The sequence below is a fragment of the Halorubellus litoreus genome (assembly GCF_055378595.1).
In genome coordinates, this window is the sequence record NZ_AP043834.1 from 140,949 (window position 1) to 157,227 (window position 16,279).

12 protein-coding genes are annotated in these 16,279 nt (G+C 68.4%); 7 read left to right on the top strand and 5 right to left on the bottom strand.

The window, feature by feature from the left end:
* Window positions 1-71 precede the first annotated feature (71 nt).
* Window positions 72-1,166 carry a GNAT family N-acetyltransferase gene (locus tag ACZ48X_RS00660; protein WP_336351504.1) on the top strand — a complete coding sequence of 365 codons (1,095 nt, stop codon included), beginning with the start codon at window positions 72-74 and terminating at the stop codon, window positions 1,164-1,166.
* Between the two features lie 133 nt (window positions 1,167-1,299).
* On the opposite strand, the gene ACZ48X_RS00665 is transcribed toward ACZ48X_RS00660, so the two are convergent.
* From ACZ48X_RS00665 to ACZ48X_RS00675, 3 genes are all read right to left on the bottom strand, one after another.
* Entirely contained in the window at window positions 1,300-2,331 is a 1,032-nt protein-coding gene (locus ACZ48X_RS00665) for a glycosyltransferase family 2 protein (RefSeq protein ID WP_336351503.1), read from the bottom strand.
* On the bottom strand, window positions 2,328-3,707 hold the full coding sequence (locus tag ACZ48X_RS00670) for a right-handed parallel beta-helix repeat-containing protein (protein ID WP_336351502.1): 1,380 nt from the start codon (window positions 3,705-3,707) through the stop codon (window positions 2,328-2,330). The genes ACZ48X_RS00665 and ACZ48X_RS00670 overlap by 4 nt, the downstream gene beginning before the upstream one ends.
* 385 nt (window positions 3,708-4,092) lie before the next feature.
* Window positions 4,093-6,444, bottom strand: coding sequence for a hypothetical protein (locus tag ACZ48X_RS00675; protein WP_336351501.1), 2,352 nt, complete (start codon window positions 6,442-6,444; stop codon window positions 4,093-4,095).
* Between the two features lie 490 nt (window positions 6,445-6,934).
* Here ACZ48X_RS00675 and ACZ48X_RS00680 point away from each other — a divergent pair, with 490 nt between their 5' ends.
* Both ACZ48X_RS00680 and ACZ48X_RS00685 read left to right on the top strand, forming a co-directional pair.
* Window positions 6,935-8,224 (top strand): DegT/DnrJ/EryC1/StrS family aminotransferase, encoded by a 1,290-nt coding sequence (locus ACZ48X_RS00680; protein WP_336351500.1) that lies wholly within the window; start codon window positions 6,935-6,937, stop codon window positions 8,222-8,224.
* Between the two features lie 88 nt (window positions 8,225-8,312).
* Window positions 8,313-9,740, top strand: a complete 1,428-nt coding sequence (locus tag ACZ48X_RS00685; RefSeq protein WP_336351499.1) for a carboxylate--amine ligase — start codon at window positions 8,313-8,315, stop codon at window positions 9,738-9,740.
* A 204-nt stretch (window positions 9,741-9,944) separates the two neighbouring features.
* On the opposite strand, the gene ACZ48X_RS00690 is transcribed toward ACZ48X_RS00685, so the two are convergent.
* The gene (locus tag ACZ48X_RS00690; RefSeq protein WP_336351498.1) at window positions 9,945-10,571 is read right to left on the bottom strand and encodes a hypothetical protein; all 627 of its coding nucleotides are present in this window, start codon (window positions 10,569-10,571) and stop codon (window positions 9,945-9,947) included.
* Between the two features lie 191 nt (window positions 10,572-10,762).
* Entirely contained in the window at window positions 10,763-11,683 is a 921-nt protein-coding gene (locus ACZ48X_RS00695) for a polysaccharide deacetylase family protein (protein WP_336351497.1), read from the bottom strand.
* 385 nt (window positions 11,684-12,068) lie between these two features.
* Here ACZ48X_RS00695 and ACZ48X_RS00700 point away from each other — a divergent pair, with 385 nt between their 5' ends.
* The 4 genes from ACZ48X_RS00700 to ACZ48X_RS00715 are packed head-to-tail and all read left to right on the top strand — an operon-like array spanning window position 12,069 to window position 16,003.
* Complete coding sequence (locus ACZ48X_RS00700) at window positions 12,069-13,046, top strand: Gfo/Idh/MocA family protein (RefSeq protein ID WP_336351496.1); 978 nt, start codon at window positions 12,069-12,071, stop codon at window positions 13,044-13,046.
* On the top strand, window positions 13,043-14,428 hold the full coding sequence (locus ACZ48X_RS00705; protein ID WP_336351495.1) for a nucleotide sugar dehydrogenase: 1,386 nt from the start codon (window positions 13,043-13,045) through the stop codon (window positions 14,426-14,428). Before ACZ48X_RS00700 ends, ACZ48X_RS00705 begins: the two co-directional genes overlap by 4 nt.
* The gene (locus ACZ48X_RS00710; RefSeq protein WP_336351494.1) at window positions 14,425-15,762 is read left to right on the top strand and encodes a DUF354 domain-containing protein; all 1,338 of its coding nucleotides are present in this window, start codon (window positions 14,425-14,427) and stop codon (window positions 15,760-15,762) included. Before ACZ48X_RS00705 ends, ACZ48X_RS00710 begins: the two co-directional genes overlap by 4 nt.
* A complete protein-coding gene (locus tag ACZ48X_RS00715; RefSeq protein ID WP_336351493.1) occupies window positions 15,755-16,003 on the top strand; it encodes a hypothetical protein in 249 nt (82 codons plus the stop codon). Before ACZ48X_RS00710 ends, ACZ48X_RS00715 begins: the two co-directional genes overlap by 8 nt.
* Window positions 16,004-16,279 lie beyond the last annotated feature (276 nt).

Sequence of the window (16,279 nt, forward strand, 5' to 3'; positions counted from 1 at the left end):
GAGCGAAACAGTATCGATTATCGCCGTAATCACGTCATTACCACGGGTGTCTGCGTCGTCGGTCGGGTCGAATGACAGAGATCCGCGCGTTCCGTCGGCGCGACGACCTCGACGCGTTCCTGTCGCTATACGAGCAGGTTTTCGGGCGGGCTCGCGACGCCGCGTGGTTCGACTGGAAGTACGCGTCCGGGCCGACGATGTCCGCACCGACGGTCGTGGTCGCGGTGAGCGACGGGACGGACGGCGCCGCGGCCGGTGACCTCGTCGGTGCACGACCGTTCCTCCCGATGCAGCTCGCGGTCGGCGACCGGCGCGTGATCGCGGTACAGCCGGTGGACGCGATGGTGCACCCGGACGCTCGCCGCCAGGGCGTGTTCACCGCGATGACGGAGTGGGCGCTCGCGGCGTTCGAGACGAGCGAACCCGCGCTGTGCTTCAACTTCCCGAACGAGGCGGCCGCGGCGGGTAATCGACGACTCGGCTGGCGGAAGGTCCAGGAGCGAGCGTCGTTCTATCGGTTCGTCGACCCGGCGCGCGTCGCCGAGTCCGCCGACCTGCGTCCGCTCGCGAAGGCGGCGGCGTCGGCGGTCGCTCCGGCCGTGTCCGGGTACAACGCGATGCGGCGTGCGATGGCGCCGGACGCGGACGCGGTGACGGTGCGTCGGGAACCCTCGGTCCCGGTCGCCGAGCTCGCCGCGCGGTATCGGGCGCGACCGCCGGACGCGATCCACGTGGTTCGAGACGCTGCGTTCTGGGAGCACTGCACGGCGAACCCCGATTGGCGGTACGAGGCGTACCTCGCGGACGACGACGAGAGCGCACTCCTGCTCGGCCGGTCGACGCGACCGGACCGCGCCGTCGCACGAGTGACTGACGTCCTGCCACCGGGCGCGGAGCGTTCGCGGGCGGCGCTCGCCGCGATGCTTCATCGTGCGCTCCAGGACCACGACGACGCGGCGCTGGTCGTCGCACCACCGCTCGCGGGCGCCACCGACCTCCTCGCCGACTTCGGGTTCCTCTGCGACCGCGACCCGCCGCTCAGTTACGTCACAACGCCGACGAACCACTTCGTGCGGACGCTCACGGACGAATGGAGTATCGACGGTGTCGACATCGACGACGCGGAAAACTGGACGCTGACGTTCGTCGAGCGCGACACGACCTGACGGAGTCCTGGTGCGCGAGGCGACCGTCGTGCCGCGAGCCGCGGTGGTCAGTTCGGGAGTAGCAGTTGGCAGTTCGGGAGTAGCGAGAAGGAATACGGACGGGAACAGGAGCCGGGGTCAGGATCGCGGCTCGTCAGTCGAGCTTCGAGCGTGCGTACCCAGCGGGGAGTCGTCCCTCGTCGACGACCTCGATGGCCGAGAGCGGGTACGTCTCGGCGGGCGGTGCGGGGTCGAAGAGGCCGCGGGTCGCGCCGACCGTAGCGAGACTCTTCGTCAGCACGAACTGGACGGCGCCGCGGACGCCGAGTTTCTTCGCGACGATCGCGAACGCGAACGCGGACGCTGCGACCCAGCCGACGACCGCGACCGTGCTGAGTATCGAGAGCACGCCGACCGTGAGCCACGCGAGCAGCGCGAACTTGAACCGCTGGCGCGCGACGAGTTTCGCGAGGACCCTGGGCTTGCGGGCGGCGTACCGGATGGCCTGACCGACGCCGTGATAGTAGCCGGCGCGCCACCGTCGGAACGGCTCCTCGAGCGGGTCGCCGAGCGGGTGAACCGCGGAGACGTCCGGAAGCCGGACGAGCCGGTACCCGGCGGCGGTGAGTCGGTACCCGACGTCGACGTCCTCGTACGACCGCAGGTAGGGCGCGAACCCGCCGACTGCCTCGAGCGCATCGCGCTCGAACAGCATCACGCCCCCGATCTTGTCGACCTCGCGTACCTCCGGGTGCCGGGTCTCGTTCAGGCAGCCTTCCACGCCCGCGACCGCGTGCGTGTCGAGGTACTCCGTCGCGGCGCCGAGCCAGTCCTCGGTGAGTTCCATGTCGCCGTCGACGTGCAGCACGCGGTCGCCGCGGACGACCGCGTCACCGACGTAGCGACCGGCGCCACACGACACCGTGTGTTCCTCGGGGATGCGCAGTATCGTGACCGGGTACTCGCGTGCGATGTCGACCGTGCGGTCCGTCGACGCGGAGTCGACGAGCACGACCTCGAACGGCCCGAGGCCGTCCGCGGCCCTGAAGACCGATTCGAGACACGGACGGATGCGGTCGGCTTCGTTCTTCGCTATCACGACCACCGAGAGTTCGGGGGTCTCGCCGGGCGAGACGAGGTCGTCTGGAATCGCGGTACTGACTGAGTTGGTGGTTTGAGGCGTCATGCTGGGTTGAACGTACCGTCTTGGAGGACGGCGTTGTCGATGTGCCACGAACCGCGTGGCGTGACGATGGTCGTGTTTTGAACGAGGACGTCCGACCGAACGGCGACGATCGGGTTCCGGTCGGTCTCGATGTACGAGTCGACGATACGGCAGCCCTCTGCGTCGGCGAAGTAGATACCGCCGCGGGTGTCCCCTCGCTGTTGGAACGCGCAGTTCCGGAAGACGGTGCCGTCCCGACCGAAGAGGGTGGCGGCGTAGGACCCGGACGCGTCGCCGGTGACGGTGACGTTCTCGAACTCGAGCGGGTCGTAGTCGTCGGCGTCCGGACGGAACGCGTGGATGGCGGGGACCTTGCGCGTGTCGACGTGGACGGCGGTGTTCCGGACGACGCCGCCCTCGTGTGCGCCGTGGGAGACTATCGCGCCGAAGCTCTCCGAGACGCCAGCGCCCATGGTGACCGAGCAGTCCTCGACGAGCTGGCCGCGGCGGTCGCGGAGGCGGATACCGCGCGCGTTCGGCTGGTAGCCGTCCGGGATCGACTCGATGGTGACGTGCACGTCGCGCGCGGTCGACCCGGTCGTCCCGAGTCGCACGTTCGAGATGTTGTTGTTCGTGTACGACCCGCCGACGACGTGCACGGGACCGTTCCCGTTGTTGTCGAGGCCGGGCGTCGAGGCGTAGAGGCCGTTGTCGGTGAACTCGGAGATGTCGCAGTTCTCGAACGTGACCTCGCCGGCGTGCTCGTGGCCGACGTAGATGCCGGTGAGCTGTCGGTCGTCGTCGTGCGACGCCGCGATGTTCTTCACGAGCGCGCTCGCGTCGGGGTTGACGACGTCCAGACGGAAGATCGCGATCTGGCCGTCGCAACTCCCCGAGAAGCGAGCGTTCTGGACCGTGACGTCGCCGTCGGCGATGAATCTGACCTCGCCGCCGGCGCCGTCCGCGGTGAAGTCGACGTCGATGCCGTCGAACAGCACCCCGGAGACGTCCTGGAACCAGAGGTACGGGCGGTCCGTGCAGACGCCGGCGGGCGCGACGAACGTCGCGCGTTCGCTGGACGCGGACGCGATCGCGAAGTCGCTGACGTCCTCGAGCTTCAGTGGGTCGAGGCGGTACGTGCCAGCGGGGAACGACAGGAGCGTGTCCGGTTGCGCGTACATCTCGATGACGTCGTTCACGGGGCGCTTGCCGGTCGGGTCCGCGCCGACGGACTCGGCGTCGATGACGGACCCGTACTCGTCGGCGTGCCTGACGTCGGGTTCGCTGGGTTCGACGTCCGTGGGTTCCTCCGGTGGCTCCCCCTGGGACGGTGCCGCCGTTCCGTTCGAGTCCCCGGGGACGACGCCTGGGTTCCGCTGGTCGTCGTCGGGTGGCATGTCGTAGACTTCGGTTGCGCCGTACCCGAGAAGACCGATGGCACCGACGGCTCCTGCTGCTCTGAGAACGTCTCGACGATTCATTCGGGCCTTCAATCCTGTGCGAGACGCTGGCGGGTCATTGTTATGCATCAGTTAGCCCCCGCTGGTCGAGATGCGGCTATCGGCGACCGTTCGCGTCCGTGACCGCACGAGCCGACCCGGTCGTCGCCGGAGGGAGGGCGTCGTTTCACGGTCCGAGACGCGCTAGCGTCGGTCGTGGAGAGCCGTCGAGTATCGGGGACGTTCACGGACGTAGAGTCGCCATCTTCGCGCTTTGTTATGGCGAACCTACACCGCTTCCGTCACGGGAAATCGACGCCGAAAACGAGGTGGTTGGGGCCGGTCAGTTCGAACGGAAGCCGTCGTACCCGGGGATGATGTCCGAGTACGTCACGCTCGCGCCCTCACCGTAGTAGTTGTCGTAGAACGACATGTTCGTCCAGTCGGAGACGTTCTCCTGGACGATGGTCTGGCCGCCGACGTCCGGGTCGCCGTTCGGGTCCGGCGCGTTGTCGTTGAAGAACCAGTTGTCCGTGATGACGGCCTGGTCCGGGACGTCCCGGATGTCGACCGCGTGGTTCAGGTTCCCGTCCCACTCGCGGTAGACGGTCTCCACGATGTTGTTGTGGATGTCGTAGTCGCCGCCCGCGGGCGAGTGCACGTCGATGTTGTGCATGACCTCCGTCGGCCCGAAGTGGTTGTATCGGAGCGTGTAACTCCCCTCGGCCTCGCTCATCGCGACCGAGTGCCGGTTGTAGTTGAAGTAGTTGTACTCGATGACGGGGTCGGCGTCCTCGACGTGGACGCCGTACCCGAGCCCGTCCTTGTTGTTCTCCACGATGACGTTGTGATGGATGTGGCCGCGCGAGCCGTTCTCGGGGCCGACGCCGTCGTACGTGAACCCGAACACCTTGCAGTTGTCGAGTTCGCCGTCGCCGAACATCTTCACGCCGCTCGTGTCCGACGGCCCACCGGTGTCCGAACCGGGGTGAGCGCCGCGGAGACGGATGCCCGTGAACCGGCCGGTGCCGTGGAGGTAGAACGTGTCGTCGACGTCCTCCTCGGTGTAGAGGAGCGCGCCCGCGGACCCGCTGACGCCGCGGTTCGACGCGAGCGTGACGCCGTCCGGGATGTCGAGACTACTCCAGCCGAGGTCGAGGTTCTCGTCACCGGGGACGAACACGACCTCGCCCGAGCTCGCGGCGGCGAGCGAGTCCTCGAGTTCGGACGCGGTCCGCGCGATGAGGTTCGCGTCGTCGCGCGTCACCGTCCGGCCGTAGCCGTCGCCGCCACCGATGGGTTCGGTGCTCGACGTCGACCCGTCGTCGCTGCCGCCGTCGCTCCCGCCGTCGCTCCCGCCGTCGCTCCCGCCGTCGGCCGGCGGTTCCTCGCCGAGGAGGTCGTACGTCGTCGTGAGCTGGCCGTTCAGGTACAGCGAGAACGTGCCCTCCATCGGACTGAAGTCGAGCGCTTCGCCCTCGTACTCGAGGGTGTCGCCGTAGCCGTTCCCGGTGAGGCCCGTGACCGTCCACGTCCCGTCGCTGTTCTGCGTGACGGAGTCGTTGCTCTCCGCGGAGTTCGTGCCGTTGTCGAGCACTTTCGTTATCTCGCCGGACGTCGTCATCGTGTACTCGACGCTGCCGTCCGTCGGCGTCGTGATCTTCAGCGTCTTCGACGGGACCTCCTGGCCGGTGAGGTCCGGGACGGTGATCTCTTGGCCGTCGAGATAGAGCGTGAAGTCGCCCGTGACGGGCGTGAACTCGACGGCGTCGCCGAGGAACTCGACGGTGTCGCCGTAGCCGTTCCCGGTGAGGCCCGTGACCGTCCACGTCCCGTCGTCGTTCTCCGTGACGGTGTCGTTTTCCTCCGCGGAGTTGTCGCCGTTGTCGAGCACCTTCGTTATCTCACCGGTCGCGGTGAACGTGTACTCGACGCTGCCGTCGCTCGGCGTCGTGATCTCGAGGAGGTGCGGGGTCGGTTCGGTCGTGCTGCCGTCGTCGCTCCCGCCGTCGACGGTGAGTTCGTCGACCGTGACCTCTTCGCCGTTGAGGAACAGCGTGAACGTCCCGGTCTCGGGGAGGAACGAGGAGACGTCGCCGGTGAGGTCGAATGCGTCACCGTAGCCGTTCCCGGTGAGGCCCGTGACCGTCCACGTCCCGTCGTCGTTCTGTGTGATCGAGTCGTTGCTCTCCGCGGAGTTCTTGCCGTTGTCCGTGACCTTCGAGGGTTCGCTCGTGGTCACGAACTCGTACTCGACGCTCCCGTCTGCGGGCGTGACGATCTCGAGCAGGTCGCCGTCGGTCTTCTTCGTCGTGTTGTCGCGATAATCGATGGTTACCTGCACCGAACCGTCCACTTGGAGGCTCGAGAGGGAACCGTTGAAGTCGTACGCGTCACTGTCGCCGGTGACGGTGCCGCTCGCGGAGGCCGCGGCGACCTCGTCGCTGTTCTCGACGCTGTCCTTGGGGGAGATGCCGTCGGTGACGCCGAAACTGTAACTCGCTTCCACGGACGAGTCCGTTCCGGTGAAGGTTATCGTGTTCTTGTACTTGGGGGTTGCTGCGCTTCCACGGATGCTTGCAAGCGTCGTTCCCACCGTCGTGACGCCCGCGAGCTGCATGAGTCGCCGCCTACCGAGTCGTCGGGGGTGTTCGTCGGATTCGGTGCCGTTAACCGCACCATTACGGTCCACCATACCCAGGTATCCACGCCTTACCTACTAAGTCGGTTTTTACGGGTATACCACCGGAATGCGACCGGTACTGACCGCTCGGCGGGATTTGGTTACCAGATGCCAACGGAGATAGCCATTGGGCCGAGTGGGTCGAGAGACGCCAGAAACCCGTTTCTACGCGGAGTAAGAGGTCCTTACCGCCAGTATCGAGGGCTAGAGAAGCCGTGACACGGCCGTCCGCGCGAATCCCGGGGCGCGACGTCTAGCGGGTTGACACGAACCGGACGGGCCGCGGTATGGCCGACCTTCCAGCGAGCAGGACCGCGGCCGCGACCGCCGAACCCGTCGTTAGGACCGCGACCGGCGGCGTCTCTCGCTGACGGACCCGGGTCGATGCAACCAGCAGGCCCGCCACGGGCCAGGGCACGCCAGTCGAGACCGCGACGGAGACGGCGACGACCAGCGGGTACGCGACCCATTACTTAACCCGGAGAGCGGGTTCTATCCGTCGATGCGGACGGACATAGCTCACGACGAACCGTCGAGGGACCACGGCGAGCGGCCCGTCCGCCCGCAACCCGCGAAGCGACCGTTCCACGACCTCCCGGGTGCGCTCACGCGCGTGACCGCGAGCGACGTCGCCGCCGGACTCGCCGCGCACGCGCTCGGACGGGGGCGCACCCAGTTCGTCGACGAGATCCGCGCGTTCCTCGACGCCGACAGCGCCGGGACGTACTCGTCGTACCGGCGGGCCCTCGGCGCGGCGCTCCGCGCGCTCGCCGCGACCGACGCGCGCAAGCGGACGGTCCTCCTGCCCGCGTTCTGCAGTTCGGACTTCGTCGACGCCGTCGACGGCGTCGGCCTGAACGTGCGACGGTACGACGTCGACCCGGAGACGCTCGGTGCGGACGTCGAGTCGCTGCGCGACGCCGTCGACGACGACGTCCTCGCCGTCGTCGCCGTGAACGTCCTCGGCTACGTCTCAGACATGGTCGCGATGCGTTCGATCGCCGACGACGCGGACTGCTTCCTCCTCGAAGCGCTCGGGTACGCCCTCGGCGCGAGCTACGACGACCGGCGACTCGGAACGTACGGGGACGTGAGCGTCCTGAACTTCCAGCAAGGGAAACCCATCCCCGTCGGCGGTGGGATGGCGGTCAGCCGCCACCCCGACGTCGCGTTCACCGACGTCGGCCGGGAGCCGGCGCCACCGAACGTCGCTGCGCTCGCCGGATACGCGCTCGTCCAGGACCCGCGGCGGTACTACGCGTACTCGCGACTCGCCGCGGAGGTCGACAGGAACACCGACGGCCACCACCACGTGACGACGCATCCGGACGCGAAGGACGGCGTCGCGTACGACGCGGACGCCACCTTCCCGACCATGTCGAACTTCCAGTGCGCCGTCGCGCGCCGCGTGTTCGCTCGCAACCGCCAGGAGCGCCGCGAGCGCGCGCGGAACGCCGCAGCGTACGCGACCGCGTTCGCCGACCTTCCACAGGTCCGCGCCATCCGCCCGCTCCCAGGGGTCTCGGACCACCAGTGGGTGCGGTTCGGCCTCCTCGTCGACTCGCACGAACGCCGGAACGAGATCGCGTACACGCTCGACGCACACGGTATCGAGACGTCGCGGCTCTACGACTGGCCGAAGGTCGACGCCGACGCGTTCCCGGGTGCGCGAACGCTCCAGCGACGCATCCTCCCGCTCCCCACGCACCACCTCGTCGACGGCGCGGACCGCGAACGTATCGTCGAACTCGTCGCGCACGTCTGCGAAGCCTACGACGAGAAACTCGACTGACCTGTCGACCCGGCCGACCGCCGCCAAGGACACTCAGCCGCTCGGTAGGACGCTATTTACTACACTCCAGTCTCGCGTTCGTCAGGGTATGCGAAACCAAGTTCGGAGCGGTGGGTCCGTCGTCGTTCCAGCGGTGAACGCGGCGCACGCCGCGACCGTCCTCCGGTCGCTCGGACGACGCGGCGTTCACACCATCGCGATATCGGAGACCGACGACACGCCAGCGTTCTGGTCGCGGTACTGCGACGAACGCGTCCGCGTCCCCGACCCGAAGACCGACGCGGACGGCTATCGAGACGCGCTGCTCGCGCTCGCGCGACGCGACGCCGTCGCGGCGATCGTCCCGATGCGCGAAACCGACCAGTTCGTGCTCTCGAAGTACCGCGACGAGTTCGCGGCGGCGGGCGTCGGGACCGTGTGGCCGACGATGCCCCAGTTGCGCGCGGTCCACGACCGCTTCGAGCTGTTCGCCGCCGCGGAGCGCGCGGGCGTCCCCGTCCCGGAGACGCAGCTCCTCACCGACGTCGAGGACTGGGACCGCGAACGCATCGTGAAAGGTCGGTGGGCGCTGCTCGCGCACGACTACGACGACCGGTTCCCCGTGAACGGGTTCGCGTCGCCAGCGAAGACGATATTCCTGGAGCCCGGCGAGGAGCCGGACGTCGACGCCATCGTCGACGCGATGGGGCACGTCCCGATAGCGCAGGGGTTCGTCGACGGCGTCGAGTACTGCATGCGAGCGCTCTACCACGACGGCCAGCCGGTGGCGACCAGCCAGAAGCGCCTCGTTCGCGGCTACAAGTACTCGCGCGGCCCGAGCATCTACCACGAGGCGGTCGACATCCCGGAACTCGAACGTCTCGGGCTCGCACTCCTGGACGAACTCGACTGGGAGGGCATGGCTTCCGTGGGATTCCTCCGGGATAGCGACGGGACGTTCAAGCTCCTCGAGGTCAACCCGCGGTTCCCGGCGAGCCTCCCGATGGACGTCCACGCGGGCGTCGATTACCCCGGACTGTACTGGGAGCTCTCGACGACCGGCGAGACGTCGACGCCCGTCGATTACCGCCCGGGGACCGCGACCCACCTGCTGCGCGGCGAACTCGTGCACCTGCACAGCGTGCTCACCGAACCGAACCCGCTCGTCGACCGGCCGTCGGCGCTCCGGACTGCCGCGAGCATGGCCGCGTCGTTCGTCACGCACCCGCGCTTCGACCACCTCGACCCGCGCGACCCCGGGCCGTTCCTCCGTGACGTCGTGAACGCCACCAAGTCGGCGACGAAATCGATCCTCGAGAAGGTCACTCGACGAGGGGGCGCGAGGACCGAGACCGGATCAGGACCGAGCGACCGAACGTCCACCGCCGTCTCGAGCGACGACCCTGCGGTGACGCGCTCGACGACCGCTGACAGCGCTACCACCGACCTGGACGACGTAGCGACGGCAGGAACGACGGAGACCACTGAAGAACAAGCCGACCAAACGAACGACGACCCCCGCGCCGCCACCGACTGAAGCCACACCGCCAACCACCACAGTTACGGCTCCAGCCCCGACGCGCCTCCGCCGTCACTCACCGATTTCTCACCGACAACAGTCACCCGCGACCTGGTTCTCACTACCCCAGTCATCGATGACGAACGCTGGGCGAGACGAGGGACGGTACAGCGAAGGAACGAGCGCACGAAGAGAGTGTTCGACGCAGGGGTGGCGTCGCCGTCAGCGACCGCGGCCGTTCCCTCGACCTCGCCCGCGACTAGTTCCCTCGGGGTCGTCCTCCTTGCCGCCGCCGCGTTCCCAGCTGCCGGTGACGATGCTGGCGTCGCACTCGTACGCGGCCTTGTTTACGTCCTCGAGCGCTTCCTCGACGCAGTCCGCGTCGAAGAACGACGGCGCGTCCGAGTTCGTCGCGCAGGCGTGCTCGTTGACCGCCCAGCACGACGGCCTGTCGAATGCTTCGCTCCAGTTCTGCCCCACCGACAGTCGGTTGTACGTGATGACGCCGAGGACCTTCTCGCCATCGTCCACGGCGAGCTTCAGCACCGCGAGGTCGCCGTACTGGCCGGGGACGGTCGTGGCGTTCTCGTGAGTGGCGAGGAGTTCCCGGCACTCGAGCGTGCCGTCATCGTGGCCGACGACGACGTGGACCACGGGCGGGCGCGAGACGGACAGGTCGACCGTCCCGTCCTTCAGGTCGCCCTGGGTCGTTATCACCCAGACCTCGGTGCAGCCCTTGAACTCGATCTGGAGGCCGTTCCAAGCGAGCGCGCTCCCGGAGAACGCGCCGAGTGCGGTCGCGCCGACGATGGAGCCGGCGGTGAGGCCGAGCATTCGACGTCGGTTCATCGATAAGGTTCCATCGTCCGGTGTTTGTTGCATGATGGTCGGTTCTGGGGACGCGGAGTAGACGTATTGTTATGCGATGGGCTTCGGTCGGTGGTCGAGTCCCCTCGATTACTGACCGACGTGATAGGGTGGGCCTACGAGCCGAGAGTAGCCGGGAGGAAGGACGAGTGGGGTGCGAGCCGGAGCGAGAGTCAGGCTATCGTCTGGGTCGGTTCGGACTCGAGGACGCGGTCGGCGACGTCCCGCATCGTCTCGACGACGAGGCCGTCCTCGTCGCGGCGACGGGCGACGTGCGCGACGATCGCTTCCAGGCGGGCGCGGCCGGCGTCGTCGACGACGTTGTTCGGGTGCAGCCAGAGGTGGCAGACGCCGTCGCCGTCGGCGGCGCGGTCGATGGCGTCGGTCGCCTGACGGACGACGGGGTCGGTCCAGACCGACGCGAGCACGTCCCGGGGCGTCCCCTCGAACCCGAACAGGAACAGCGACGGCGGGATGTCGACGAGTCCGTGCTCGTCGACGCGCGGTTCGACGAGCGGCACCCGCCGAGGGTCGAGGACTGCGGCGACTTTTCGTGCGGTGCTTGCGAGCCCGGTCCCGCTGGGAGGCCCTGCGCTCCGATACGACCGGAAGCCGTACTTCGCGAGGCGGTCGCGGTGGTCGACGGCGTTCCGCGGGAACACGAACGATTCGAGCGCGAGCCCCTGGTCGGCGGCGACCGCTATCGCGCGAGCGAGGTCCGCGTCGACGAGTTCCGGCGTGACCTCGGGGTGGTCGAAGGGAACGTGCGCGAACGTGTGCGAGCCGATGTCGTGGTCGACGGCGGCGTTCCGGACGGCGGCGACGAGGTCGGGCGCGAACCGGACGTCGTGACGGGCACCGAGCGCGCCGGTCTCGTGCGCGAACCACCCCGCTGGCGCGTCGAGGTCGGCGTGTCGTGCGTCGCAGTCGTCGAGGAACAGGTGGCCGACGATCGCCCACGTGGCGGGAACGTCGTACTCGTCGAACAGGTCGACGAGCCACGTCCAGGCGTCGCGAGCCGCGTCGATGCGGTCCATCGGCGGGTCGTCGAAGTCCGGGAAGCCCCAGGCGAGTTCCGCGTCGAGCGAGAACACGACCGAGCCCACGTTATCGGGCCCCTCCGGTCGGCTGTCGTGTGGTTGCTCGTGGATACATGGGCGAGTGGAGAGCGCGTGAAGGGTTAGTTACGGTGCGCCTTCGCAACCAGTTACGGGGTCCACGAGCAGACACCGGTCCGTGGACCGGATTCGAGCGACTGCACGGCCGTCAGTACGTGCCTGTCGCTGGCAAGCAGAACATAACAATACGTCTACCAGCGGGAGTTCTCTCCGTGACTTATCGACGCCGAAGAACAGTTCGGAGCCCGCCACCGACCGACGTGCAGGGAGCGTTCACGGTAACAGCGAGTTACCGAGAACGCGAGTGCCGGAGCGACGCCGACGCCGGGCAGTTGGAACGCGCGGGAAGCGAGGGAGAGCGATGAGCGGTCGTCGCGAACGCATCCCCGCAGGCGTCGTCGGCGTGGGGAGCATGGGCCGCCAGCACGCTCGCGTGTACGCGGAACTCCCCGGCGTCGAACTCGTCGGCGTCTACGACGCCAACGAGGCGTGCGCCGAGGAGGTCGCGGACGACTACGAGACCGACGCGATGACGCTCCCCGACTTGCTCGACGCGGCGCGCGTCGTGTCGGTCGCGGTCCCGACCGAGCACCACTACGACGTCGTGAAGACGTGCCTCGAGCACGACGTGCACGTCCTCGTGGAGAAGCCGTTCGTCGAGGAGCGCGAACGCGGCGAGGAGCTCGCGACGCTCGCGCGCCAGCGCGGCCTCGTCCTCCAGGTCGGGTACATCGAGCGGTTCAATCCGGCGACGCGCGTCCTCCAGGACGTCGTCCCTGACCTCGACCTCATCGCGTTCGACGTGCAGCGCCTCGGGCCGCCGATCGACCGCGACATCAAGGACAGCGTCGTCCTCGACCTGATGGTGCACGACCTCGACATCCTCCTGTCGCTCATGGATTGCGACGTCGCGTCCGTCTCGGCGGTCGCGCACGACCCGCAGTACGTCGTCGCACAGCTCGTCTTCGAGGACGGGACGGTCGCGTCGCTCACGGCGAGCCGGCGGACCCGCCAGAAGATACGCGAGCTGTCGGTGACCGCGGAGTCCTGCCGGGTGAACGTCGACTTCATCCGGCAGTCGGTGAACATCCACCGCGAGTCGTTCCCCGAGTACCTGGAGACGAACGGCGACATCCGGTACCGCCACGAGAGCGTCGTCGAGCAGCCGATGGTGGAGAACGGTGAGCCGTTGAAGGCCGAGCTCCAGTCGTTCGTGAACGCCGTCCGCGAAGGCAAGCCAGCGGAGGTGACGCCGGAGGACGCGCTCCGCGTGCAGGCGCTCGCCGAGCGCATCGAAGCGCTGGCGCTCGTGGGACGCAAGGAGGTGACCGCGCGATGACCGGCGAAGGGACGATGCGCGCGGTCGACGCGCCGCGTCGGGCGGCGTACGACCCGTCTGCGTCCGACGCGGAGCTCCGCGAGGCGTTCCTCGCGGGCGAGATCCCCGTCGCCGTCTACGGTCTCGGGAAGATGGGCCTCCCGCTCGCTGCGGTGTACGCCGACGTCTGCGGGAACGTCACGGGCGTCGACGTCGACGAGTCCGTCGTCGAGACCGTCTCGGGCGGCGGCTGTCACGTCGAACGCGAGCCCGGACTCCCGGACCTCGTCGCCGACGTCGTCGACCGCGGCGCGCTCTCGGCGACGAGCGACCCGGTGGCCGCGGCGCGAGCCGCGAGCGTCCACGTCGTCATGGTCCCGACGCTGCTGGACGGTCACGAGCCCGACCTGTCGACGGTCGAAGCGGCGCTCGAGAGCATCGGCGCTGGCCTGTCGCCCGGCGACCTCGTCGTCGTCGAGTGCACGGTCCCGCCGCGCACGACCCGGGACGTCGTCGTTCCGACGCTCGCCCGCATCAGCGGCCTGGAGGTCGGCGAGTTCGGCGCGGCCGCGTGCCCGGAACGCACGTCGAGCGGTCGCGCGCTCGAGGACGTCCGCGGCGCGTACCCGAAGGTCGTCGGTGGCGTCGACGCCGAGAGCACGCGCGTCGCCTCGATCATCTACGGCGAGATCACGAGCAACGACGTCATCGCGACGACCGACGCGGCGACCGCTGAAGCGGTGAAGGTGTTCGAGGGCGTGTACCGCGACGTCAACATCGCGGTCGCGAACCAGCTCGCGCGCTACGCGGAGACCCTGGACGTGGACGTGAACGAAGCCATCGAGGTCGCGAACACGCAACCGTACTGCGACATCCACACGCCCGGGCCGGGCGTCGGCGGGCACTGCATCCCCGTCTACCCGTACTTCCTCGCGGGCGCGTTCCCCGAGGTCGACGCCGGCCTCCTGCACGCCGCCCGCGACGTGAACGATTCGATGCCCGAGCACACGGTCGCGCTCCTCGAAGCGATGCTCGACGCGCACGGCGTCGACGGCGACGCGCCGACGGTCCTCCTGCTCGGGCTCGCGTACCGCGGGAACGTCGCCGAACTCCGATACTCGCCGGGGCCGGTCGTCGCGCGCGAACTCGCCGCCACCGGGGCGCGCGTGCTCGCAGCGGACCCGTTCGTCGACGACTGGACCGAGTTCGAGGGCGTCGAGCGCGTCCCGATGGACCTTCTCGACAGCCAGAACGTGGACGCGGTCGCGGTGCTCGCGGGCCACGACGAGTTCCGCGACCTCGACTGGGCGGCGTTCGACGCACCCGTCATGGACGGTCGCTTCCTCCTCCCGGAGGACGTCGACGCACCAGTGTACACGGTCGGTGGGAGGTGGCCGCGATGACGAGCATCGACGCGGTCACCGTCGACGAGTTCGAGCAGTTCGTCGACGGCGAGCGCGACGCCGAACCGAAGCGCATCCTGTTCAACGTCGGCCACCCGGCGCAGGTCCACCTGTTCCGGAACGCCATCGCGGACCTCGAGGCGATGGGCCACGAGACGCTCGTCGCCTCCCGCCACAAGGAGGTCGCAATCGACCTCCTGGACGCGTACGACATCGAGCACGTCCCGATGACCCACCAGGCGGACTCGTTCCCCGGGCTCGTCTGGGAGATGTTCGTGAACGAGAAGCGGCTCTACCAGCTCGCACGCGAGTTCGAGCCGGACGTCATCGTCAGTCGCCTCGCGCCGCCGCCGGTGCACGTCTCGAAGCTCGTCGGCTGCAAGAACCTCATCGTCTGCGACACGCTACGGGGGTCGATGGCGCTCCGTCGCATCCAGCACGCGATGACGCTGCGCTGGGTGGACCGCATCCTCGTCCCCGACCAGTTCCAGCTCGACATCGACCCCGGGAAGCGCCGGCACCTGCCGTTCCAGGAGCTCGCGTACCTCCACCCGAAGCACTTCACGCCCGACCCGTCGGTCCTGGAGAAGCACGGCATCGACCCCGACGAGCGGTACTTCCTGCTCCGGCTCACGGGCTGGGGCGCGTACCACGACGCCGGCCACAGCGGCCTCTCTCCGGAGGGGATGCGCGAGCTCGTCGAGTTCCTCGAGGACCACGGGACGGTGTATCTCTCCGCGGAGGAGGGCGTCCCGGAGGACCTCCAGCACCTGACGCTGTCGACGCCCCCGGAGGACGTCCATCACGTGATGTACTACGCGGACATGTACCTCGGCGACTCGTGCACGATGTCGGCTGAGGCCGCCATCCTCGGGACGCCCGCCATCCGGACGAACTCCATCGTCGGGACGACCGGCGAGATGATCTACAAGGCCCTGAAGCGGTACGGGCTCCTGCAGTCCATCCGCGACGAACGGAAGGCCATCGAGGCCGCGAAGGACCTCGTCCTCGATCCGCCGGACCGCGCGGAACTCCAGCGGCGCCGCGAGTGGATGCTCGACGAGCAGATGGACGTGAATCGCGTGATGGTCGACGAGATCCTCGCGATAGCGGGGACCTCGCGCGAGGCGAGCCCGCGACCGCTCGAAGCTCGCGACGAGGACGTCGAAGCGGCCGTCGCGACCGTCGGTGTCGACGACGACGTCGACGGTACCGACACCGTCGATGGCGACCCCGACGACGACCTGCGAGCGAACGACGAACCCCACATGGAGGCGACCGACGGCGGCACTGACTTGGTGGACCGCACCGAAACGGAGGGTGACGATGCCTGAGGAACGAACCGAATCCATCTCGGTCGAACTCCCGAAGCACGTCGTCAAAGCGGTCGAATCCCGACTGCCCTACACGCAGTACGAGTCGGTCGACGAGTACGTCGCGGTCGCTATCGAAGCACTCCTCCGCGAGGTCAACGACCCGACCGAGGAGGCGCCCGACGACACGCCCGCGGCCGAGGACGTCGACGTCGACGCCGAAGCCCTCGAAGAGCGATTGAACTCCCTGGGCTACCTCTGAGACGGATATCCGCCGTCCCCCGAGGAACTCGCTCTCGTTCTCCGTCCACCAGCGACCGAACTCGCTCTCGTTCTCCGTTCATCACGCTCTCACAGAAGCTACCGTTCGCGGGCTCGTCCACGGACCGTCAGGAGCGCATTCGAACAGGACGAGCGTCGCGCTGCAGGACGAGCGTCGGACTGCAGGACGAGCGTCGGACTGCAGGACGAGCGTCGCGCTGCAGGACGAGCGTCGGACTGTAGGACGAGCGTCGCGCTGCAGGACGAGCGTCGGACT